At 62.7% G+C, this 22,411-nt stretch carries 22 protein-coding genes and 1 pseudogene; 12 read left to right on the top strand and 11 right to left on the bottom strand.

Going from position 1 to position 22,411, the window contains the following annotated elements; genetic code table 11:
• Positions 1-28: 28 nt before the first annotated feature.
• Positions 29-958 (bottom strand): MBL fold metallo-hydrolase, encoded by a 930-nt coding sequence (locus tag PU724_RS11190; protein ID WP_354422271.1) that lies wholly within the window; start codon positions 956-958, stop codon positions 29-31.
• 495 nt (positions 959-1,453) lie between these two features.
• Between PU724_RS11190 and PU724_RS11185 the strand changes: the two genes are divergently transcribed.
• Positions 1,454-2,260, top strand: coding sequence for an alpha/beta hydrolase (locus PU724_RS11185; RefSeq protein ID WP_354422273.1), 807 nt, complete (start codon positions 1,454-1,456; stop codon positions 2,258-2,260).
• A 648-nt stretch (positions 2,261-2,908) separates the two neighbouring features.
• Here PU724_RS11185 and PU724_RS11180 read toward each other — a convergent pair.
• From PU724_RS11180 to PU724_RS11160, 5 genes are all read right to left on the bottom strand, one after another.
• Positions 2,909-4,522, bottom strand: coding sequence for an MDR family MFS transporter (locus PU724_RS11180; RefSeq protein ID WP_354422275.1), 1,614 nt, complete (start codon positions 4,520-4,522; stop codon positions 2,909-2,911).
• Positions 4,523-4,571: 49 nt separating this feature from the next.
• Positions 4,572-5,819, bottom strand: coding sequence for an HlyD family secretion protein (locus PU724_RS11175; RefSeq protein WP_354422277.1), 1,248 nt, complete (start codon positions 5,817-5,819; stop codon positions 4,572-4,574).
• 972 nt (positions 5,820-6,791) lie between these two features.
• Positions 6,792-7,235 (bottom strand): hypothetical protein, encoded by a 444-nt coding sequence (locus tag PU724_RS11170; protein ID WP_354422278.1) that lies wholly within the window; start codon positions 7,233-7,235, stop codon positions 6,792-6,794.
• A 221-nt stretch (positions 7,236-7,456) separates the two neighbouring features.
• Positions 7,457-7,678, bottom strand: a complete 222-nt coding sequence (locus tag PU724_RS11165) for a conjugal transfer protein TraD (RefSeq protein ID WP_354422280.1) — start codon at positions 7,676-7,678, stop codon at positions 7,457-7,459.
• A gap of 1 nt (position 7,679) precedes the next feature.
• The gene (locus PU724_RS11160; RefSeq protein WP_354422282.1) at positions 7,680-8,006 is read right to left on the bottom strand and encodes a conjugal transfer protein TraD; all 327 of its coding nucleotides are present in this window, start codon (positions 8,004-8,006) and stop codon (positions 7,680-7,682) included.
• A gap of 172 nt (positions 8,007-8,178) precedes the next feature.
• Here PU724_RS11160 and traA point away from each other — a divergent pair, with 172 nt between their 5' ends.
• On the top strand, positions 8,179-11,163 hold the full coding sequence (gene traA / locus PU724_RS11155; RefSeq protein ID WP_354422283.1) for a Ti-type conjugative transfer relaxase TraA: 2,985 nt from the start codon (positions 8,179-8,181) through the stop codon (positions 11,161-11,163).
• Between the two features lie 130 nt (positions 11,164-11,293).
• Complete coding sequence (locus PU724_RS11150; protein WP_354422285.1) at positions 11,294-11,506, top strand: helix-turn-helix transcriptional regulator; 213 nt, start codon at positions 11,294-11,296, stop codon at positions 11,504-11,506.
• 34 nt (positions 11,507-11,540) lie between these two features.
• Here the strand turns inward: PU724_RS11150 and PU724_RS11145 are convergent, their stop codons facing one another.
• Positions 11,541-12,206, bottom strand: coding sequence for a hypothetical protein (locus PU724_RS11145; RefSeq protein ID WP_354422287.1), 666 nt, complete (start codon positions 12,204-12,206; stop codon positions 11,541-11,543).
• A gap of 164 nt (positions 12,207-12,370) precedes the next feature.
• Between PU724_RS11145 and PU724_RS11140 the strand changes: the two genes are divergently transcribed.
• Entirely contained in the window at positions 12,371-12,610 is a 240-nt protein-coding gene (locus tag PU724_RS11140) for a helix-turn-helix domain-containing protein (RefSeq protein WP_426213184.1), read from the top strand.
• 155 nt (positions 12,611-12,765) lie between these two features.
• On the opposite strand, the gene PU724_RS11135 is transcribed toward PU724_RS11140, so the two are convergent.
• Complete coding sequence (locus tag PU724_RS11135) at positions 12,766-14,211, bottom strand: tyrosine-type recombinase/integrase (protein WP_354422291.1); 1,446 nt, start codon at positions 14,209-14,211, stop codon at positions 12,766-12,768.
• A 601-nt stretch (positions 14,212-14,812) separates the two neighbouring features.
• On the opposite strand from PU724_RS11135, the gene PU724_RS11130 reads away from it, so the two are divergent.
• The 5 genes from PU724_RS11130 to PU724_RS11110 all read left to right on the top strand — a co-directional run bounded on the left by PU724_RS11130 (position 14,813) and on the right by PU724_RS11110 (position 16,501).
• On the top strand, positions 14,813-15,091 hold the full coding sequence (locus PU724_RS11130) for a hypothetical protein (protein WP_426213183.1): 279 nt from the start codon (positions 14,813-14,815) through the stop codon (positions 15,089-15,091).
• A 13-nt stretch (positions 15,092-15,104) separates the two neighbouring features.
• Positions 15,105-15,281 carry a hypothetical protein gene (locus tag PU724_RS11125; RefSeq protein ID WP_426213209.1) on the top strand — a complete coding sequence of 59 codons (177 nt, stop codon included), beginning with the start codon at positions 15,105-15,107 and terminating at the stop codon, positions 15,279-15,281.
• Positions 15,282-15,412: 131 nt separating this feature from the next.
• Positions 15,413-15,571, top strand: a complete 159-nt coding sequence (locus PU724_RS11120; RefSeq protein WP_187331286.1) for a hypothetical protein — start codon at positions 15,413-15,415, stop codon at positions 15,569-15,571.
• Positions 15,572-15,723: 152 nt separating this feature from the next.
• Positions 15,724-15,903, top strand: coding sequence for a hypothetical protein (locus PU724_RS11115; protein WP_354422293.1), 180 nt, complete (start codon positions 15,724-15,726; stop codon positions 15,901-15,903).
• 166 nt (positions 15,904-16,069) lie between these two features.
• Positions 16,070-16,501, top strand: a complete 432-nt coding sequence (locus PU724_RS11110; RefSeq protein WP_354422295.1) for a cupin domain-containing protein — start codon at positions 16,070-16,072, stop codon at positions 16,499-16,501.
• Between the two features lie 6 nt (positions 16,502-16,507).
• Here PU724_RS11110 and PU724_RS11105 read toward each other — a convergent pair.
• A pseudogene (locus tag PU724_RS11105) lies at positions 16,508-16,958 on the bottom strand (carboxymuconolactone decarboxylase family protein).
• 303 nt (positions 16,959-17,261) lie between these two features.
• On the opposite strand from PU724_RS11105, the gene PU724_RS11100 reads away from it, so the two are divergent.
• The 3 genes from PU724_RS11100 to PU724_RS11090 all read left to right on the top strand — a co-directional run bounded on the left by PU724_RS11100 (position 17,262) and on the right by PU724_RS11090 (position 19,096).
• Complete coding sequence (locus PU724_RS11100) at positions 17,262-18,020, top strand: copper homeostasis protein CutC (protein ID WP_354422297.1); 759 nt, start codon at positions 17,262-17,264, stop codon at positions 18,018-18,020.
• 16 nt (positions 18,021-18,036) lie between these two features.
• Entirely contained in the window at positions 18,037-18,531 is a 495-nt protein-coding gene (locus PU724_RS11095; RefSeq protein WP_354422299.1) for a GNAT family N-acetyltransferase, read from the top strand.
• A gap of 76 nt (positions 18,532-18,607) precedes the next feature.
• A complete protein-coding gene (locus PU724_RS11090) occupies positions 18,608-19,096 on the top strand; it encodes an SRPBCC family protein (protein ID WP_128346103.1) in 489 nt (162 codons plus the stop codon).
• 58 nt (positions 19,097-19,154) lie between these two features.
• On the opposite strand, the gene PU724_RS11085 is transcribed toward PU724_RS11090, so the two are convergent.
• Both PU724_RS11085 and PU724_RS11080 read right to left on the bottom strand, forming a co-directional pair.
• Complete coding sequence (locus tag PU724_RS11085) at positions 19,155-19,949, bottom strand: FAD binding domain-containing protein (RefSeq protein WP_292170922.1); 795 nt, start codon at positions 19,947-19,949, stop codon at positions 19,155-19,157.
• 14 nt (positions 19,950-19,963) lie between these two features.
• Positions 19,964-22,315 (bottom strand): xanthine dehydrogenase family protein molybdopterin-binding subunit, encoded by a 2,352-nt coding sequence (locus PU724_RS11080; RefSeq protein WP_127393492.1) that lies wholly within the window; start codon positions 22,313-22,315, stop codon positions 19,964-19,966.
• Positions 22,316-22,411: the final 96 nt, after the last annotated feature.

Here is a 22,411-nt window from a genome sequence, read left to right as displayed (position 1 = left end):
GCTGGTTCGGGTCTAGCCGGGCAAGCGGTCAGTAGTCCCAGACAGCCGGTACGCAACGAAAGGCGTCGCCATCTACCGCCACATGACAAAGGGACGGGAACGGCAGGTGAGTTGCTACCAGCGGCTCGCGATTCGCCGCGAGCTCCCGCATAAGGCTGACGCGGACCCGGGTCGCCTCCTCCGGGTCATGTTCGAAGCCATTGTGCCAGTCGGGATGGTCGAAACCGACCTGGAACACGAGGTCCCCGGCGAATGTGAGCCGGTCGCCGCCGGACGCGAGGCGGACCACGCTGTGCCCAGGGGTGTGGCCGCCGGTCCGCTGGACAACTACCCCTGGCGCCACTTCGTGCTCCTGATCGAACGGACGCAAGTGATCGCGGTACTCATTGACGAACTGCTTGGCCGCGCGCCGAAGAGCGTCGGGAAACCCTTGCGGCATGGAAACGCGCGAGAAATCGGGCGACTGCCAGAACTCGAGCTCAGAGGCGGCCACGTGAATCCGCAGGTCAGGACGAAACCGCTCTTTGACTCCGCCGATGAGTAGCCCGCCAATGTGGTCCATGTGCATGTGAGTAAGCACGACATCAGTCACTGAAGCGAGATCGACGCCGGCGGCCCCCAGCCGATGGATCAGTTGCCCGGCCCTCGGCAAGTGCAAGTCCGGGTCCGCCCCGAGCCCGGCGTCGACGAGTATCGTCTGGCGGCCGCTGCGCACCACGACCACGTTCAGCGGCCACTCGAGCAGATCCGGCGACAGGAACTCATCCTCCAGCCAGGCCGAGCGCACGGCCGGGTCGACGTTGTATGCGATCGTCGGGGCTGGAATGGGTAGAATTCCATCGCTTACAATCAGAACGTCAATCTCTCCGACCTTAAGTGCATAACGCGATGGAACCAGTTCGTCCGGCACCGGCCGCCCAAAGTGTGACATGTCGCCCAGGCTCATATTTGTGCTCATATTTGTCTCCTGTTGATCGCCTCTCGCACGGCAATATAGGCCGCCACCGCCGGCGGCCTCCTAGAATGGGCGCGCCCGAAGGGCCGGCGTACGCTGAGGAGATTGCGCCGGCGCAGACTGCGCGGCCATCGAACGGAAGCGTCAGCCATGCCATGCGAAGGTCCATGGCAGGCCTGTCGCGAGCTTAGGTGAACCGACGCAAACGTCGGAAGGCCCCTCTTATCCAAGCGTACCACGGCCGTTCGTCATACCTGGCGACGGTACACGAGCACGTGAGATATCCTGTGCTGCGGTACTGGTCGCCCCCGGCCTTGATGCAGTCGACTGCACGCTCGTTATCGACATAGGATTCTGACGGCTCTTATCGGCGCACTGGTCGATCGAGCAGTCCAGGAACACTGGCATTTCGCGCACGGGCACACAGTCCAGCACAATCGAGACGGGCGGTACGCATGGGCGCTGCCCAGCCACAATGCCGAACCGACGGAGAGACCAATGTCCAAGACCATCATGCTGATCCATGGCGCCTGGTTGAACGGCCGATGCTGGGAAGGCTTCATGGCCCGCTACGAAGCAAGGGGCTACACTGTCATCGCCCCGGCCTGGCCGCTCGACGACAGATCTCCGACGGAACTACGGGCATCACCGGATCCTGCTCTCGCTCAGGTCGGCATCAGGGAGCTGATCAATCACTACGATCGCCTCATCCGTGCGCTGCCCGAGGCGCCAATCCTGATCGGGCACTCGTTCGGCGGTACCGTAACGCAGCACTTGCTTGATCGAGGGCTTGGCGCGGCGGGCGTCGCCATTGACCCAGCGCCGACTTCCGGTGTGCTGGTCGGATGGCAGACCATCAAGTCGACCTTCCCCGTATTCTTCTCCTGGGGTAGCTGGCGCCGCGTCATGGTCATGTCGCGGCGGTTTTTCAGCGCACGCTTCGCACAGACCGTGCCCGCAAGGCAGATCAATACCATGTACGACCGCTATATCGTCCCCACGCCCGGGAGGATCTATTGGGACGGTCTCGTCTCGGCTGCCGGGAAGATCCGCTGGGACAACCCCAATCGCGCACCTCTGCTGCTTATTGGCGGTGGCATCGATTTGATTGCCGGAGCCAAGTTGACCAAGGCCATTTTCGAGAAGCAGAAGCAGGCGCCGTCGACCACCGAACTCAAGATCTTTCCCAACCGGTCGCACTGGACTTGTCTCCAGCCGGGTTGGGAGGAAGTGGCGGACTTCGCGCTCGATTGGGCTGCGAAGAACACCCGCGCCCACAAGGTTCTATCGCTGCAGCCGGTCTAACCGCCTTCAAGGTCGGCAACGCCTATCGACGGTCGAGATGTCGACTACCTGGCAGTTGCGGACGCAAGCAATCGCCGAGTCCCGGGACGAGTTCAACTCGACGACGGCGAAAAGAGGTGGACCTTTCCGCCCGATGCTCCCTGGACTGAATTGCGGTACACGCTGGCCGTCTTTGGCAACCTCGAGGATCCTTCCGGGAATCGAATGAGCGGACGCTTCGAGACGCCCGAGAATGCTCCCGAGCCGGCAGTTGCCGACGTCAGCATCCCCCTGACAACAGACGGGGCGCTGGCGACGCCGTAGGCGCCGCTCGCGCACCGCGGCGTCCCTATCTCTAGCTATTCGGCGGCTTGAGGATGGATATCCGCCTCGACCCGTCCGACCGCACGAACACCCAGCGAGGTCCCAAAGCCGCCCAGGCGACTTTGGCGATCCGTGCTCGCGCCAGAGAGGCAGAGTGCTACACGGTCCCAATTTTTCTGCCTTGGCGCATGCAGCAGAAACCAGGGAAACCGCCGATCGGTTGGGTCAAGCGCGCCCTGCTGGCACGATCCGGGAATTCTCCCTCTGATCTCGCGGCACCGTGGAGACTTCGCGCTCGGTCGTGTAGGTCGCTTCTGGCTAGAACGATCGCCTTGGCCAAGTCGCTCAGTGCGCGCCGCCCCCGTCGATACGACCGGGCTTCTTCAGCAGCAGAGTGGCTGCGAGCGCGATCACCAACGCAATACCAAGCAGGAAAAACGTGTCGCTGAAAGCCATTATGAAGGCCTGCTGTCGGACTCTGAGGGCAATCGCGATCACTCCTTTCTGCGCGGCCAGCGCTTGGTCGCTCACCCCATGAGACAGGAAGTAGGCCGTGAGTTTCGCGATGCGGGAACGGGTCGCTTCTTCGAACAGTGAAACTGACTGGACCAGCACGTTCGAATGGTACTGCTCGCGCTTAGTGAGGAACGTCTGCAGCAGCGCGATGCCAACGGCGCCGCCTAAATTGCGGATCATGTTGAACAAAGCCGATGCAGAGCCGGCGTTCTCCTGTTCGATGCCTGATGTGGCAATCGCCGACAGCGGCGCAAAAACCAGTGCCTGGCCGATGGCCCGCACAATGTTCGGCCAGAACAATTGGTCGCTGGCATGGCCGATGGTCATGTAAATGTTCATGAAATTTGAAGCGGCAAAGAGTGCAAAACCAATCACAATGACCAAGCGCACGTCGAAGCGCTGCATCAAGCTTGGTACCAGCGGGATCAGCAGGAGTTGTGGCAGGCCGGTCCATGCGAGCACCAGACCGATCTGCTCGGCATTGTAGCCTTGGATGCGCGAGAGATAGACCGGCAAGATGAAGACCGAGCCATAAAGCGCTGTCCCCAGGAGAAAATTGGCCAGGATGCCGAAGCCGAAATTGCGACGCACGAGCAGCTTCAGATTGAGCAGAGGATGGCTCGAAGTGAGTTCGATCCAGATGAAGAGCGAGAGTGACACGGCTGCGATGATCGCCAGCCGAAAGATAAATGGCGACCCGAACCAGTCATCCTTGTTGCCCTCCTCAAGCACTGTCTGCAGCGCACCTAGCCCGACGGCCATGGTAACGATCCCAAGCCAGTCGCCTTGCCCGAGCAAGGCGAGCTGCATAGGCTGGCGGTCGAGCGAGAACCACAACATACCGACCATCAGCGCGCCGGGGACCAGGTTGACGTAGAAGATGTACTGCCAGCCCCAGTTCTCGGTGAGGTAGCCGCCGATGGTCGGTCCGATCGCAGGTGCGAAAGTTGCCGACATTGCAAAGAGCGCCAGTCCAATAGGCTGCTTGGCCTTGGGCAGCAGCGTGATGACGATGGTAAAGGCCATCGGAATGAGCACGCCACCAGTGAAACCCTGGATGGCCCTCAAGGCGATCATCTGTCCGAGATTGGCGGCGAAGGCACATGCCACTGAAAAGGCGAGGAAGAGCAGTGCGTTGGTAACGAGATAGTTGCGCAGCGAGAAGACCTGGGACAGCCATCCCGTCAGTGGGATTACGACGATCTCAGCGACGAGATAGGCGGTCGAGATCCAACCGCCGTCGTCGGCGCCGGCTCCGATCGCGCCCTGGATGTCGGTCAGCGAAGCGTTGACGATCTGAATGTTCAGCACGGCCATGAAGGCGCCGAGTGTGGAGCCGACCACCGCCACCCAGACCCGCGGCGAGGCGGCGGTGCCTGCGGTTCCGGTCTCGTTTCGGACGGTTCGGGCCGGAGTTGGAAGGGACGACACAATGCTTGTCATATCTGCCACTCCTACGGCACAGGGAGACGAGCCTGAATGCCCGCGCTCCCTACTCGGCGCGCTCCCTCGCGGCCTTGGCGTTCCAATTGAGGGAGAGGGTATCGGACGGCGCGGACCTGCCATTCGCGGCAAGCGCCGTTGCCTTTGTGTCGATGGTCGGCTCTGCCGACATGCCGGCCCTTAGCAGGCCGCCGAGCTCGTGGTCGTGAATCGCAATCTTCACCGGGATTCGCTGCACGATCTTGGTAAAATTACCGGTCGCATTGTCGGGCGGCAGAAGTGCGAACTCGAGACCACTTGCCGGTGACAGGCTGTCGACGTGGCCCTCAAGCTCGACGCCGGGGAAGCCGTCGACGGTAACAAGCACCGGTTGGCCGTCGCGAACATAAGTAAGCTGTGTCTCCTTGAAGTTGGCGACCACATAAATGGCGTTCTGGGGCACCACCGCCATCAGCTGAGTGCCGGCCCCGACATATTGGCCTACCCTAAGCGTGCGCGCGCCCACGGTGCCATCGACCGGCGCAGTGATGGTCGCATAGGAAAGATTGAGTCTGGCCTGCTCGCCGGCGGCCTGCGCTCGGTCCACCAGAGCAAGCGCCTTATCGCGTTCGGTAGCGAGAACATCGATCCTGACCTCGGCCGCAACGAGCGAAGCTTGGTCTCGCGCCAGCCCCGCGGCTTGCTGGTCCGCCTCGGCGCGGCTGGCCTCGGCCTTCTGGGTTGTGCCAGTGCCATTCTTGGCCAGCGTGGCGTAACGGTTGGCATCGGTCGCGGCAAACCTCAGCGAGGCCTGAGTTGCAGCAACCGTTGCCTTGGCCTGCTCGATCAGCGCCCGCTGCAGCACGATCTGGGCCTCGAGATTGCGGACGGTCGCCTCGGCGGATCGCATGTCGGCCTCAGCCTGGTCAAGCGCGGCGCAGAAGTCGCGGTCGTCGATGCGTGCCAGCACCTGCCCCACCGTGACCTTCTGATTATCGCGGACCAGCACCTCGGCGATGTAACCTGAGATCTTCGGTGCAACTGTCGTCGAATCTGCCTTCACATACGCGTCATCGGTCGATTCCAGATATTGGCCTGTCGTCCAGTAATCGTGGCCGTAATAGCTGCCGGCAACGGTGCCCGCCAAAAGCACGACAGCGGCAAGGACACGCTTGAAGCTCCGGCGCCCAGTCGGCGGTACGATGTCATTGGGGGTCACCGGCGCCAGAAGCGGCAAAGGGGCTGGCACTGGCGATAGAAGCTCGCCGCTCGCCGCAGCGCTGGACATGGCGTCAGGATCGAGAAGGTGCTTCGTCATGGCCGATGTTCGCCTTGCAGTTTATGAGATACGCATTCTGCCTCGCCCATACCTGCGCAGCCTCCGCAAGCAGGCCCTGGGCACCGCATGTGGTGGAGTTCAGCCTGGTAGCGTGGATCGAAGGACGTCCTCGGCGCATCTCTCGGTGCAACAGGCGTGTGGTAATGGCCGGCCAGCGCGGCGAGCTCTGTTCGAATCGGGATGGTCCGTCCCGGAGTTCCCTCCCCTGCCATCCGCAGAAATTCCGACCGCCATCCATCGCCGCGCGGAGCAGCAATTCGATGCAATGCCTGCAGCAGAGGTAGCATAAGAGGAAACTCCTTCAGATCGGCGGTTATGCGTTGTTACTTGATCCGAGGTCTGCCCAAACACCGGTCATCGGTCATCACCGTGTCAGCGGCTTCAGGGAGAAGATCGCATCCGAAAAGTCGCACTTGGTGACTAGAATGGCTACGCTACCAAACAGATAGGCTTGCCCATCCCGTCGTATCGTGGATCTAGAAATTGTGTTTCCGCTTAATCGCTACCGGCTGGGGAGGGCGGGCATCGCAAGGCCCTGGCTACTAGAACCTGCAGCCATCAGTGAGCATGCATATGCGCTTTGACTAGTCTTCCTAAGTCTTTCACTCAGGACGACTAGACCGAGGTATTGAATGCCCGCTTCGAAATGGCTGGGGCCGCCCCCAGATCCTTGCGCCTAATTACGGCGGCCGTCGCCGATCCCGCGTGTATGGGCTGGCGGCAGGTGTTCCAGTCGGACACCTAGTAGCTCCTTTTGGGTCAGGCGGCGCTCTGGCACGACTATCGCATCCACCAGCTCATCCAGCTCGAGGGGTCGAGTGCGCACCGAAAGCGCTTGTGGGATAGACACACCTCGTTTTCGATCGACATGCGCCGGTGCTGAAAGGGACGTGGGCAAGCGGCGCCACTATCGCGCCAGCTTTCAAAGAGACCTGATGGGCGGGAAGTTGCTTACAGATGACCGTTTGGTCTTGCCCTCACGACCTCGACAGCGGAAACCGGAACCGTTTCCAGCAGAGTGCGGCGAGGTCCATGAGGGTGATTGAGCGGACCGCGAACACACCCTGGTCGTCGGCGGCTTGCTTTGATCCGAAATGGAATTCGACACGAGCTTGCCCTGATCCTCAGTGCAAAGCAGGTCAAACCATAGGAATAGTGTACGGCGGCGATGTCGAAATCGGCCCAATCGGCCATAAAGTTGCGCAGGACGTTCAGAAATGCCGATTCCGTCGCGTGACTGCGTGGGTTGGCGGCTTCGGCGCCTATCCCTTCACTCCATAGATAACGATCAGCCGTGATGTTGTTCAGTGCCGCAGCCTCAGCAAGATGTTTATTGGAGGCGGCGAGACCGTGGGAGGCAGAGAGCCGCTCGCCGAAACTTTGCAGGGCGCGCAACGCATATTCGCCGAAATGACGGACGAAGGCGCTTGCCGGTCGCCGAACGGCCAGCTATCTGCTCCCAATCCATCACTGCAAACAGCCCGATCGAGATCTTCGGGGTTCTAGAGCTTCAAGTCGACTGCCGGCGCGCAGGCTGGCGACGCTGCGATTTTTGAGGTCTCCGCGTCGCCCGCCGCTAGACCCAAAGGAGTTACATTCGCCACGTTTTCCGCTGTTCATACCTGCCCGCGTAAAGCATCTTTCCCTTTTTGCGCCCAGCGAACTCGTGCGCCTTCGGCGTCCTCGCTTTGGAGCTTCTCCGCGATCCAAAGGAACGCGCCATATATAATGGCGCGATCATCGGCAGTCAGCTCCACGATGCCTGCCTTGGCGACGAGGCCGCCGAGTTCGATCAGATGTCGAGTGCGCTTGCGGCGCTCGACCTGCCACGTGCGCATGTCATTGCGAGCCTGCGCCGCTTGCCGGCGATTGTGGGCTGCCCGACTGTGCCGGAGCGCCGCGCAGGTTTCGACCAGTTGTCGGAGCAGTTCTCTTCGACCGGCTCTCGAAAAACATCACCCCACGCTTGGCCCATGCCTCACGCTTCGCCGCATCTTTCGTTTCGGCGATTGCGACCAGCGCTCCTGCCAGCTCCTCCGTGCTGAGTTGATCGGCGCCGGTGGCAATGACCAGTTCGCCGAGTTGCTGCACCTTTCGCGTCTTGAGTTCCCGCGCCTTGTCTTCCAGCGCCTTCAGTTCGGCGTCGAAGTCTCGTGGTTTGCGCATAGTTGTCTCCATCGATTGTCGATGCGGGCATGATAGGGGAGGGTCCGCCGGAAGGCTTCAGGGTTGCCGAGACAGCCCGGGACGGGCTGGTCCATCCCGAGATTTTTTCGAGGGAGGGCGCGCTTATACGTCGTGCCGACGTGCGCTTTGACGTGCAAATGATCTGCCCGCGATGTCGATCTATCACCTTCATGTCAAAGTCATTGGCCGCAAGGCAGGCTCGAGCGCGGTGGCGTCAGCGGCCTACCGCTCGGCGTCGCGGCTGCGCGACGAGCGCATCGAACGCACTCATGACTTCTCGGCCAAGCGCGGCGTCGTCCATTCCGAGGTCTTGCTGCCGGAGAGTGCGCCCGAAGCCTGGAGCGACCGCGAACGGCTCTGGAACGATGTCGAAGCGTTCGAGGTGCGCAAGGATGCGCAGCTGGCCCGCGAGGTGGAGTTTGCCCTCCCGCGCGAACTCAGCCAGGCGCAAGGCATCGAGTTGGCGCGCGACTTCGTTCAGGCAGAGTTCGTCAGCCGAGGCATGGTGGCCGATCTCAATGTGCATTGGGACAAGGCCGAGGATGACAGTCCAAAACCGCATGCCCATGTCATGCTCACCATGCGCTCGGTCGATGAGAACGGTTTTGGGACAAAGGTTCGAGACTGGAATGCTACCCAGATGGTCGAGCGCTGGCGCGAGCGATGGGCCGAGCTTGCCAACGAACGCTTGGCTGAACTCGATATCGACGCCCGCATCGATCATCGCAGTCTGGAAGCGCAGGGCATTGCATTGGAGCCGGAGACCCAGATTGGTGCTCCGGCCCAACGCATTGAGAGCAGCGGGTTTGATGTTGCCGGCATTGAAGCAGGTCGCGCCGAGATGCACCGCGAGATCGCGCGCGGCAATGGCGCGCGCATCATTGCGGATCCATCCGTGGCGCTCGATGCCATCACGCATCAGCAGTCGACCTTCACCCGAAAAGACATTGCGAAGTTTGCGCATCGCCACAGCGACGGAGTGGAGCAGTTCAACGCGGTGAAAGGAGCCATCAGCAACGCATCCGATCTGATCGAACTCGGCAAGGACGGACGTGGCGAAGACCGGTTCACCACCCGGCAGATGATCGAGACCGAACAGCGCTTGCACCAAGCGGCAGAACGCTTGGCTGGACAGGAGCGTCATGCGGTGAGTGATGCACATCGCGAAGCAGCCCTGGCGCATGCCGCGCAACGCGGTCTTGTTCTGTCAGGCGAGCAGGCCGAAGCGCTAGCGCATGTCACGGACGTGCGCGATCTGGGTGTCGTTGTCGGTTTTGCCGGAACCGGCAAGAGCGCGATGCTCGGCGTTGCACGCCAGGCATGGGCGGCCGCAGGTTATGGGGTTCGAGGCGCCGCACTCTCCGGCATTGCGGCCGAGAATCTCGAAAGCGGATCAGGCATTTCGTCGCGCACCATCGCCAGCATGGAGCATGGCTGGGGACAGGGCCGCGATCTTCTCACCGCGCGCAATGTCCTGGTGATCGACGAGGTCGGCATGGTCGGCACGCGCCAGTTGGAGCGCGTGCTCTCCCATGCGGCGGAAGCCGGCGCAAAGGTCGTGCTGGTCGGTGATCCGCAGCAGCTGCAGGCGATCGAGGCCGGCGCTGCGTTCCGTTCGATCCACGAGCGACACGGTGGCGTCGAAATCGGCCAGGTGCGCCGGCAGAGAGAGGACTGGCAGCGTGACGCAACGCGCAACCTCGCAGCCGGCAGGATCGGCGCTGCGATCGGCGCTTATGACGCACAAGGCATGGTGCATCAGGCCCGGACGCGCGACGAGGCACGTAAGGATCTGGTCGAGCGCTGGGATCGCGACAGGCAGTCCCAACCAGAGGCGAGCCGGATCATTCTCACCCACACGCACGACGAGGTGCGCGCACTCAACGAGGCAGCGCGCAGGGGATTGCGTGAAGCCGGCGATCTCGGTGACGAAGTGCGCCTGACGGTTGAGCGCGGCGACTGCAACTTCGCGAGCGGGGACCGTGTCATGTTCCTGCGCAACGAGCGCGGCCTTGGCGTGAAGAACGGCACGCTCGGGACTATCGAGCAGGTCAGCGCGCAATCCATGACCGTGCGCACCGATGACGGGCGCAGCGTGTCGTTCGACCTCAAGGATTATAACAGCATCGATCACGGCTATGCCGCAACCATCCACAAGGCGCAAGGTATGACGGTGGACCGCTCCCACGTGCTGGCGACGCCGGGCATGGACGCCCATGGCAGCTACGTCGCGCTGTCGCGTCACCGCGAAGGCATGGACCTGCATTATAGCTGCGACGATTTTGCCAATCAGGACCGGCTCACGCGCACCCTGTCGCGCGACCGGGCCAAGGACATGGCGTCAGATTATGAGCGCGCCGATCCGGCGCAGCGCTATGCCGAGCGGCGGGGGATCACCTTCCGCGAGCGTGTTGCCGAGATCGTGCGCAGGGTCGTGCCTGAAAGGCTACGCAATATGTTCGATGGCCGGCGCCCTTCGGCAGATGGCGCGACCGACTTTGTGGCCACGCGCAGGCCGGAAAGAGAGGAAATGCGCCGCAAATCGGCAGCGCCAGCGAGAGACAGAACCGAGGACCCGGAGACGGCGTTGCGGAAAGCCCGAACCGATGCGCTCGTACGTCATGCCCGCGCGGTGGACGCGATATTCAATGACGAGGGTGCCGGTAACGAGGCCAGCCCTATGCTGTCGCGCGAACTGGCGGACGCCCGAAAAGCCTTCGACGAGGTGCGGCCCCATGGCTGGCGCGATGCCGAGGCGGCTTATGTCAAGGACCCTGCCCTTGCTCGCGAGGCCGGCGGTGATCATGTCAATCGCGCCATCCGCGCCCTCCAGCTTGAAACCGAAATCCGCACTGATCCAGGCCGGCGCGCCGACCACTTCGTGGAACGTTGGCAAAAGCTCGACCGGGCCAGCCAGCGCCAATATCGGGCGGGCGACATGTCCGGCTACAAGGTCACGCGGTCAGCCATGAGCGACATGGCCAAAAGCCTCGAGCGCGATCCGCAACTGGAATCCATCCTCGCCAAGCGCAAACACGACCTCGGCATCACCTTCGAATCAGGCCGTCGTCTCGGCCTGGAACTGGCCTTCAATCACGGCGTCGACCTCGGGCGAGGTCGGGGCATCGGGCTCTAGACCCATCCTATTTGCCGCTGTCTCTACGCCGGCGTACGACGACGCGGAAAACCCTCTTGCGCGTCCCTAAGTGCCTGGTCCTGTCTGGACCAGCAGCAGCCAGAAACAGCCAACAGGAGGCAGCGCGACCATGCGCGAACCAGACCGTATCATACGCCTGAAAACCGTCCTTTCCCGGACCGGTCTGTCCCGGTCCACCATCTATCGCAAGATCGCCGAAGGCAGCTTCCCCCGCCAGATCCAGATCAGTATCCACGGTTCAGGCTGGCATGAATCCGACATCAGTCGCTGGATCACCGATCCCGTTTCATGGCGTCCGCAAGACCAGGGCGACAAATTGTGATGAGGGCGATGCAAGCCCTGCGGAAAGCTGGCATTCATCGAGAAGCAGCGGTCATGGGGTCGCCGGATCGATATTTGTGGTGGCGCGAGAGGTCACCCAGCACAGATCGGATATGCGGCCAGGGGAAGTCGTCTGGATGTTCCCAGTGCTCACCGTCGCACAGGATCACCTTGAGCTTGGCCAAAATGCCTTCGATGGACGTGGCCGCTGTCTGCGGTAGATCGTCCAGAACGGCGCTTTCGGCTGTTTCCGATTGTCGGATCAGTTCGTCTGTTCTCGAATAGCCGATCTTATCATCAGCAGCGTCCCAGCGCACCTGGTGTGCCGCGAAATCCGCAAGCGCCCTGCCCCACTCGACTTCATTTTCGGGAGAGTAGGCATCGTTCAGGCTCTCGATGGAATGGAGCGTCACGTCCGTACCATCGGCAAGCCGCACCTTGGCGCAGGGAAAGCCGACCGTCCTGGCGAGGTGTGTCTCCAACCGCTGCTGTTTGCGGCACAACGCCAGTGTCTCATCGTGGATCTTTTGCCAGTTCCCACACAGACGAAGAGCAGGATCGGTCGCGTTACTGCCGTCCGTCAGTTCGGCGGCACGAGACTTTCCATGGAAGGGCCATGCCGCCGCGGCCGTGGCCGTCCCCGCCAGCAAGCGCCGCCGGGTGACGAAAAACGCACTCATGCTATTGTCGGAATCAGCCATGATCCGAGCTCCTAACAGCTGGGTTGTGGCGAGGCCGCATCGAGTGTTCGCGCATTCGGTGCGGCCGCTTTCTAAAAACGAAAGGATTATTGGTTTTTAGAAATCGGCTGTCAACGTTTTCCGAAAAAGCTTGCGATTTTCATGAGTTATTACCAGTTTGCGACATGGATTCTGCTCAATGTCGCGCCGCACGAGCGCTGCTGAAATGGACGCAAGAGGATCTCGCCGCCCACTCCGGCGCGAGTGCTGTTACCATTCGCAATTTCGAAAACGACCGTTCTGTTCCTCAAACAGGAACGCGATACCTCCTCCAAAAAACGCTTGAGAATGCCGGCATCGAGTTCATTCCTGAAAATGGCGGTGGTGTCGGCGTGCGTTTGTCACGGCGTTCCGAAAGGACGTAGGATCGGTGAAGTAGCTCTCGGTAAGCAAGGCGAAGCGCGTCCATTAGCCGACAATCATTCGATTGCGACGGTAGTCAGAGGGATCAAGATCAACCGCGAAGACTTCAGCGAGCGGCAAGAAGGTTTCGGGTCGAACGTCGGCTGCGCAGACCGGTTCATGCAACCGCCTTCGCTCGCAGAGGTTCGATGTTGCCCTTGCTTGCAATGATGCCGGCAAGCCGACCGGCCCAAAGCTCCAAGGCGTCCCGTTTCTCGCCCATATAGTCGTAGCGCGCATATACCCGCGACGTGACTGTACTCTTGGTCGCCGAAACGTGGTTCAACACATGCCCGACGATGAATGGCGAAATGCCGATCTCTTCCATGCCCGTCGCAGCAGATCGCCGAAGGTCATGCGGCGTCCACGGTGCAATGCCCATGATCATTGCTACGCCGCGCTTGCTGATCTCTTCTCGCTTCACTGCCTTCGGGACAGATGCGCCGGTGACGGCTGCACGGGCGCCCGGTCCAGGAAAAACGAAAGGCTGTACCGCCCTGCCCTTGCGCTCCGACAGCGCCTTCACGTCTGCGATCTGATCGCCGATGATCCGGATTGCCATTTCGCACAGCGGGACAACATGATCGCGGCCGTTCTTCGCGCGCCTGGCTGGTATCGTCCAAAGGCCGCGTGTCAAGTCCAGTTCGCCGTGCTCCATGCCGGCGATCTCGCCAACACGCTGTCCTGTAACCAGGCACAGGCGCAGAATGCGGCGGGTGCTTTCCCGCATGTCGGCTTCGGGCAAGGCTGTCCACATCGTCTTGATCTCGTGCGCCGTCAGCACGCGGTCGCGCTCGACCGTTTCGGTCGGCCTCGCCATACCTTCGGTCAAGTTGCTGTCCAGATCGCCACGACCGCGCCCCCAACGGATCATGGCGCGAATGTCCTCGAACACCCGGTTCGCCTCGACGGCCGCGCCCCGGTCCTTCACCGCGTCGATCGCCTTGGTAATGTCGCGACGATGCAGGTCCGCGAGCTTCACCTCGCCGATGCAGCCAGATGATGCCTTCTCGACCTTCTTTCCGAAAGCGTCATAGCCGGACACATTCTTGCGCAGCCGGCGCGCGATCTCATTGACCGACCGCCGCGATGATGCCCGGCGGGTGAGATAGCTCTCGACCAAATCAGAGACGGTCATCGAGGCGGCGTGCGCCTTTTTGGCGGCCACAGGGTCGCCGCCCTCTTGCACGCTTGCACGAGTGTCCTTGGCCTTCTGGCGAGCGCCCTTGTCGGTGCCGAGCGGTGTCTCGGGATAGGTGCCGAGCTTCAACCATTGCCGCCTGTCGGGCGGCCCGTAAACCGCAAACCAGGTCTTTTGCCCACCCGCCGAGACTCGCAGCACAAGACCTTTGACAGTCGTATCGAAATAGTCCGCTTTTCGGCCGGAACCGGCCTTGGCGGCCTGGCAGAATTTATCGGTGAGTTCGAGTTTCGGCATCTGTCCAGCGACCAATCTTGCTACAACCGGTTTGCCCGGGTTCCGTGAGTGATCTACAGAATGATCTACACAAAACCATGCGCTTTGTCGATACCGGCTGCGACAGGTCGCGACGGGATGAAACACTAATTATTTGTTATTCAACGAATTTTTAGGAATTCAGGCTGTCGCACGCTGATCCAGAAAATTGCATTGGAAACCCTCTGTTAACCGGTTGGTCGCTGGTTCGAATCCGGCCCGGGGAGCCAAGTTTTTTCAAAGACTTAGGCGAAAGCTGCGCAGCCAGTCCGGCTAGGCAGCCACGCATGCGTCCATATCCAAAGGCCGCGACCGCTCCGCCGTTCATCGCTTGGTCCGGTCAACCATTCTTATTCCCGTTTGGATTTGGTGACGGTGCCTCACGCACATCTCGCGGCGGTGGGTCGACATGATCAGGCTCGGGCGATGATGATTCCTTGTCGCGGGGATGCACCGGTGGCTTCTTGTGGTCGGGTTTCGGCGGGGGCCGCTCTTTGGTTTGATCTGGCATCAGGTTTCTCTCCCTCACCCGAAACCAGACAGAGGCGCTCTTTGTTCCGATGGCTCCGACCGAAAGCGCCGGCCACTCTGAGCCGCCGGGCGTGAGGGGAGGCCTGCGGGCTGGCGACGCCGCCGCCTGGCGGCTCGATGGTGGGGACGGGCTCAACTGAATTCCTAGTGCCGATCGACACCAGCAACCGGCCGGAACATGTCGCGTCGCCCGAAGGCCCGGCCGGAAAAGCAGAAACCTCGCCGCTCCATTCGCGGAGCGGCGAGGCCCCCAAACGCCCCTATTGCCGGTCCCAACAACCCGGCATTGCTGGCAGTGCAATTGTGGTGCCAGCAGCAAATGACCCATTCCGAGACGCCGGCGTGCGTCGGCCCAGGCGGCAAATCGTGCGCCGGCCAGGCGTGGCACGGTTCTTGCTGCCACAACTTCAGTCATGCCGGCCGAAAAGACCTGTTCCATATCGACACCGGCATCTGAGGTTGGGACAATGATGTCGCACAAACTTATGTTCGGCCCTCTTGCGGTGCTCTCGGTCACCGCCCTTGGGCTGGCACTCATTCGGTTGGCATCGGCCTTTCGCGAATTCGTTCATCCGCGCTACCGGCCGGAGCTCCACTATATGCGCGGTCCCGGCCCGGCCACCGCGCGCCGGGCGAGCGCGCGCTAAGCGGGGTTCGGCCTGCGGCGGAGATGCGCCTCCCGGCGCCTTCTGTCGCTTGCTGCCTAGAACAAAAGGGGGATTCACATAACCGAGGATATGATTTAGGCTTACCCTGAAAAGATCGCAGGGTGGCAACCGTGGAAGCGACTTTCGATGACCTGACAAGGGCTGTGGCACAGCCCCATAGTGATGTGCGCGCCAACGTCCGCGCCATCGCCCTCAATCTCGCCGGCAAGCTCCTGATGGGCATTGCCATCGGGTTGGGCATTGCCATTGGCTTGGCCATCATTGGCTAGCGCGGCCAGCTGATCATCACCAAGTCGCGGCGCCACCGAGAGGCGTACACGCCAAGCGCTGGCAACCATATATTAGCAATAGCTTGTATTTCGCCTGAAGCAGGCTCATCATACAGCCGCTTTGTCGGGAACTTCTTGAGGGAGATTTTCCGATGCGACCGGTGCTCATTGTCATCGCCTTGGCGGTCTGCTTTGTCCTGTGGGACAGGATTCAGAATGAAGGCCGTTATACAACACGGATAGAAGACAGTTTCCGCCAGGCCGCCGCCGACCTGCCGAGCGGCTCGTACGGCCACGAGGTCAGGTTCAGCCGTGACCTCATGAAGCGTTGAAAGGGCTCATCAGAATGAGCCGAAGCGGCGGCTGAGCGGCCTTCCCGCGTTTCTCGCACTCCTCACCGCTGCGGCCGCAACAGGCTGTGCTGGCCCTCTCAATAGCAACGAATCTTGCGCCCGCACGCCCGCCGCGCCATGGTCCGCCAAACCCTGAGGAGGAACCATGCGAATCGTCCTGGCATCGGCGCTGCTGCTAACCGTCGCGCTGTCCGCAACCGCCGCCAACGCTCTGGACAGCGGCGCAAACCCTGTCGTCGTGACGCCGCTCGCCGATCGCACGCAAACGGCGTCCGGCCAGCCCATCACGCTGCCGCAGAAGAATGTCGAGGTCATCGTCTCGAGCTTCGAGATCGCCGTGGGCGCGACCTTGCCGGTCCACAAGCACCCGTTTCCCCGCTACGCCTATGTCGAGGCCGGAACGCTCAAGGTGACGAATGTCGAAACCGGCAACAGCAATACCTACAAGACCGGCGATTTCATCGTCGAGATGATCGGCCAGTGGCACCAGGCCACCAATCTCGGCGACGGCCCGGTGAAACTGCTGGTCATCGACCAGATCGAGCAGGGCGCCAAGAACACGGTGCTGCGCCAGTAATCGCCCTCATCCCCAGGCGCCGACAGGTTGTTCGGTGGCGGCGTTGAGGCGGTTGAAAGCGTTGATCAGGGCGATCTGCACCACCAGTGCGGCCAGTTGCTTTTCGTCATAATGCCGGGCGGCTTCGTCCCAGATCGGGTCCGGGGTCGGCCCGGTCGCTCAGGCGGGTCGTGGCTTCGGCCAGCGCAAGCGCGGCGCGTTCCGGCTCCGTGAAATAAGGCGTTTGCCGCCAGGCCGACACGGCAAAGATGCGCTCGTCCTTCTCGCCGGCCTTCTTCAACTCGCGCGCATGCATGTCGACGCAGACGCTGCAGCCGTTGATCTGGCTGGCGCGCAGGTGGACAAGCTTGCGCGTCACATAAGGCACGTCGGCCGCCTCGGTCGACTTGTCCAGCGCCAGCAGCGCCTGCAGCGCGCCGGGGATGAGCATTACGGGGTTCTTCAGTCGTGCTTGCACAATGGCCTCCTTCGGTCGCGTTCTCGCAAACCCCGGGCGCTCAGCATCCGGAGTTCCTGGTTTCTCCAGGGCTTTTTGGTTCGCCGACACCGTCGCAGGCTGGACGGCCTTTGGGCCACATTGCCTGCCTCGATCAATAACCCGTCGGCTATGAATTAACTCATAACTCGCTAGTTATTGAATTGTCAAGCACGCCTTGGCGAATGCCGGTCGCCCGCCGCCTGCTGGACCGATCATTGCCGCTTTCACGGCAGCGGACCCGATGCTAGGGCTGTCGCCGAAAAATCATGGACGGACCGCACCTTGAGCAAGAATCCTCAGCCACCCCTGATCGAGCTCTGTGTCGAAGGCATTGACGGGCTGCTTGCCGCGCAGGCCGCCGGCGCCGACCGGGTCGAACTCTGCGCCAGCCTGGTCGAAGGCGGCATCACGCCGAGCCTCGGCACGGTGCGCGCGGCGCTTGAGCTCGCCACCGTTCCGTTCCACGTCATCGTCAGGCCGCGCGGCGGCGATTTCCTCTACGGCGAGGCCGAGTACCGCTCGATGCTTGCCGATGTCAGCGCGCTTGCCGGTCTCGGCGTCGCCGGCGTCGTCGTCGGCTGCCTGAATGCCGACGGCACCATCGACGAGGCCCGCATGGGCGAATTGGTGCGCGCGGCTGGCCCGCTCAACGTCACCTGCCATCGCGCCTTCGACATGACGAGCGACCCGGCCGAGGCGCTCGAGGCGCTGGTCCGCTGCAGGGTCGGCCGCGTGCTGACCAGCGGCCAGCGCGACACTGCTCTGGAGGGCGCCGAGCTTCTGGCCGCGCTCGTCCAACAGGCCGGCGAGCGCATCATCATCCTCGGCTGCGGCGGGCTCGATCCCGACAATATCGCAGAGGTGCTCGCCAGGACCGGGCTGAAGGAAATGCATTTCGCCGCGCTTGCCGATGTGCCGAGCGCCATGCGCTACCGCAACCCGCGCGTCGGCATGGGCGGCAGCGACCTCGACCGCGAGTACCGCACCACGGTGACCGACGGGGCATTGGTGGCGGCGACCATCGCGGCCGTCAGGGCCTGATCCCGGGGAAGATGCGATGACCGAAGGACGCTCGCCGATCGACCGCGTTTCTCCCGGGGACGAGCCCGCCATTCTCGCGCTCAACAACGAGCATGCGGCGGAACTGTCCTGGCTGGAGGCCGAGCGGCTCTCCTTCCTGCTCGGCGAGGCCTTCTATGCGCGCCGCATTGGCGCGCTCGAGGCCTTCATCATGACCTTCGACCAGGACGCCGACTACGACAGCCCGAACTTCCTCTGGTTCCGCGAGCGCTACCAGCGCTTCGTCTATGTCGACCGGGTCGTCGTCGCCGCAGCCGCGCGCGGCCGTGGCCATGCCCGACGGCTCTACGAGGATCTATTCGAGCACGTCGCGCGCTCCGGCCAGGCGATTGTCACCTGCGAGGTGAATGCCGATCCGCCCAATCCGGCTTCGGACGCCTTCCATGCGGCGCTGGGGTTCGCCGAGGTCGGCGACGCGGTCATCCATGGCGGCAAGAAGGCCGTGCGCTACTACCTCAGGCAACTTGCCTGAGCGCCGGCGCGCGGCACTGGCGCAACAAACAAGCCGTCGCTAAAGTGGCCGTCTGCGCCACCGGGGGCGAACCGCCATGCCGAGCAACGTCTTCCGCTTCGACGAGAGCTGGGACATTCCAGAGGCGACGCCGCAAGAGGTCTGGGATGTGCTCTCCGACGCCGAACTGCTGCCGCTCTGGTGGGGCGACGTCTACAAGCAGGTCGTGCCGCTCGACAAGAAGGGCAAGGGCGTGGTCGGCTCGCGGGCAAAGGCCCGGGCGCGCGGCGCCCTGCCCTACGAACTGAACTTCATCATCGAGGCGGCCGAACTCGAACCCGGCCGGCTCGTGGTGGTCAAGACCTTCGGCGATTTCGACGGCCTATGGCGGGCGGAACTGTCGCCATCGGCAAATGGCACCCGGGTCAATCTGATCTGGCAGGTCACGGTGCTGAGGCCGATCCTGAAGTTTCTGGCGCCGCTGCTCAGGCAGGCCTTTGCCTGGAACCACCGCTGGACGACGCCGCGCGGCGAAGCCGGCCTGCGCCGTTATCTGTCCGAACGGAAAAATCGCCAGGCGGCCTGATCAGGCGGTAGCGAAAAGGGGCCATAAGGGCCCCTTCTCTTTCGTGCGACTGCAAGCGTCAGGCGGCGGCGGCGACTGCACGCTTGGCCATGACCGCGATCAGATTGGCCCGGTAATCCGCCGAGGCGTGGATGTCGCTCATCAGGTTCTTCGCCGGCACCTTCACGCCATCGAGGGCCGACGCCGCGAAATTCTTCGCCAACGCCGCCTCGATCTCCTTAGAGCGAAAGACGCCATCGTCGCCGGCGCCGGTCACCGCGGCGCGAACCCCGTCTTTGCCCTTGGTGACGAACACGCCGACGATCGCATAGCGCGACGCCGGATTGCGGAACTTTTCGTAGGCCGCCTTGGCCGGCGCGGTGAAGCTGACGGCCGTGATGATCTCGCCATCCTTCAGCGCCGTCTCGAACAGGCCCTTGAAGAACTTGTCGGCTGATATCTCGCGCTTGTTGGTGACGATCGTCGCCCCCAGCGCCAGCAGTGCCGCCGGATAGTCGGCGGCTGGATCGTTGTTGGCGATCGACCCGCCGATCGTGCCCTTGTGGCGCACCGCCGGGTCGCCGATCAGCGATGCCATATGGGCGAGCGCCGGACAGGCCTTCCTCAGCTTCTGGTCATTCGCGACGTCGTGGTGCGTGGTGGCGGCGCCGATGGTCACCGTCTTGCCCGACACCTTGACGCCTTGCAGGTCCTTCAGCCGCGACACGTCAACGAGGTCCGAGGGCGCGGCCAGCCGCGTCTTCATGGCGGGGATCAGCGTCATGCCGCCCGACAGGAGCTTCGCTTCGCCGCTTTTCAAAAGCTTGGCGGCCTCGGCAACCGAGGCGGCACGGTGGTAGTTGACCGAATACATGCTTGCTCCCTCCCTCAGTGCTTGGTCTTGGCGCGGATCGCGGTCCACACCGTGGACGGCGATGCCGGCATCGCGATGTCGGCAATGCCGATGGCATCGGTGATGGCGTTGATCACCGCCGGCGGCGAACCGATGGCGCCGGCCTCGCCGCAGCCCTTGATGCCGAGCGGATTGCTTGGGCATGGCGTGTTCGAGGTCGAGACCTTGAACGACGGCAGGTCGCCCGCGCGGGGCATCGTATAATCCATGTAGCTTGCCGTCAGCAATTGGCCGCTGGCGTCGTAATAGGCGCCTTCCAGCAGCGCCTGGCCGACGCCCTGGGCGATGCCGCCATGCACCTGCCCCTCGACGATCATCGGGTTGATGATGTTGCCGAAATCGTCGGCGGCCACGAACTGGATGATCTCGGTCGAGCCGGTCTCCGGATCGATCTCGACCTCGCAGATGTAGCAGCCGGCCGGGAAGGTGAAGTTGGCCGGATCGTAGAACGCCGTCTCCTTCAGGCCCGGCTCCATGCCGGCCGGCAGATTGTGGGCAGTGTAGGCCGCCAGAGCCATCTGGAACCACGGCACGTTCTTGTCGGTGCCGGCAACCTTCAGGGCGCCGTTCTCGATGACGATGTCGCTCTCGTCGGCCTCGAGCAGATGCGCGGCGATCTTCTTGGCCTTGGCCTCGACCTTGTCGAGCGCCTTGGAGATCGCCGACATGCCGACCGCGCCCGAGCGCGAGCCGTAGGTGCCCATGCCCATCTGCACCTTGTCGGTGTCGCCATGCACGATCGACACGCTGTCGATCGGCACGCCGAAGCGCTGGTTGACCAGTTGCGCGAAGGTCGTCTCGTGGCCCTGGCCATGGCTGTGCGAACCGGTCAGCACCTCGATCGTGCCGACGGCGTTGACGCGCACCTCGGCCGATTCCCACAGGCCGACGCCGGCGCCGAGCGAGCCGACCGCCGCCGACGGCGCGATGCCGCAGGCCTCGATGTAGCAGCTCATGCCGATGCCGCGGAGCTTGCCTTGCTTTGAGGCGGCGGCCTTGCGCTTGGCAAAGCCCGCATAGTCCGACGCCTTCATCGCCGCGTCGAGCGAGGCGCCATAGTCGCCAGCGTCATAGTTCATGATCACCGGTGTCTGGTGCGGGAACGACTTAATGAAGTTCGTCCGCCGAAGCTCCGCCGGCGACACGCCGAGCTCGCGTGCGGCGGTCTCCATCGTGCGCTCCAGCAGATAGGTCGCTTCCGGCCGCCCTGCCCCGCGATAGGCATCGACGGGCGCGGTGTTGGTGTAGACGGTGCGAACGTTGGCGTGGATCGCCGGCATGTCGTATTGGCCCGACAGCAGCGTGGCGTAGAGATAGGTCGGCACGCAGGACGAGAACAGCGACATGTAGGCGCCGAGATTGGCGATCGTGTCGACCTTCAGCCCGGTGATCCGGTTGTTCCTGTCGAAGGCCATCTCCACCGTCGAGACATGGTCGCGGCCATGCGCATCCGAGAGGAAGCTCTCGGTGCGGTCGGCGACCCATTTCACCGGCACGCCGGTCTTCTTCGATGCCCACAGGCAGACGATCTCTTCCGGATAGATGTAGATCTTCGAGCCGAAACCGCCGCCGACATCGGGCGCGATGACGCGCAGCTTGTTCTCCGGCGCGATGTTGTAGAAGGCGCTCATCACCAGCCGCGCGACATGCGGGTTCTGCGATGTCGTCCAGCAGGTGTAATGATCCTCTGCCTTGTCGTAGTGGCCAAGCGCCGCCCTGGGCTCCATCGCGTTGGGCACCAGCCGGTTGTTGACGATCTTCATGCGGGTGACGTGCGCCGCGCCCTTGATCGCCGCGTCGACCGCCTTGGCGTCGCCGATCTCCCAGTCGAAGATCAGGTTGTTCTCGGCTTCGGCATGGATCTGCGGCGCGCCCTTCTCCAGCGCCTTGGTCGCGTCGACCACCGCCTTCAGTTCCTTGTAGGTGATCTCGACAGCCTCGGCTGCGTCGCGCGCCTGGCCCTTGGTTTCGGCAACCACGATTACGACCGCGTCGCCGACATAGCGGACCTTGTCGACGGCCAGCGGCGACCATGCGCCCATCTTCATCGGCGAGCCGTCCTTGGAATGGATCATCCAGCCGCAGATCAGGTTGCCGATGCCGTCGGCCTTGAGCTCCTTGCCGGTCAGCACACCGATGACGCCAGGCATGGCCTGCGCCTTCTTGACGTCGATCTTCCTGATCTGCGCATGCGCGTGCGGGCTGCGCACGAACGCTGCATGCTTCATGCCGGGAACCACCATGTCGTCGACATAGCGGCCGGCGCCGGTGATGAACCGCTTGTCCTCCTTGCGCGCCACGCGGGCGCCAACACCTTCAATGCCCATATGAAATTCCTCCGGAATTTAGGGGAATAGGTCAGTAGGGAAGTAAGGGAGTAGGGAATTAAGAGCCAATTGGCTTATTCCCTTACTCCCCTATTC

The sequence above is a fragment of the Mesorhizobium abyssinicae genome (genome assembly GCF_049887195.1).
Lineage (GTDB): Bacteria > Pseudomonadota > Alphaproteobacteria > Rhizobiales > Rhizobiaceae > Mesorhizobium > Mesorhizobium abyssinicae.
The sequence above is the reverse complement of the archived record's forward strand: the minus strand, read 5'-3'. Positions and strand labels throughout refer to the sequence as shown.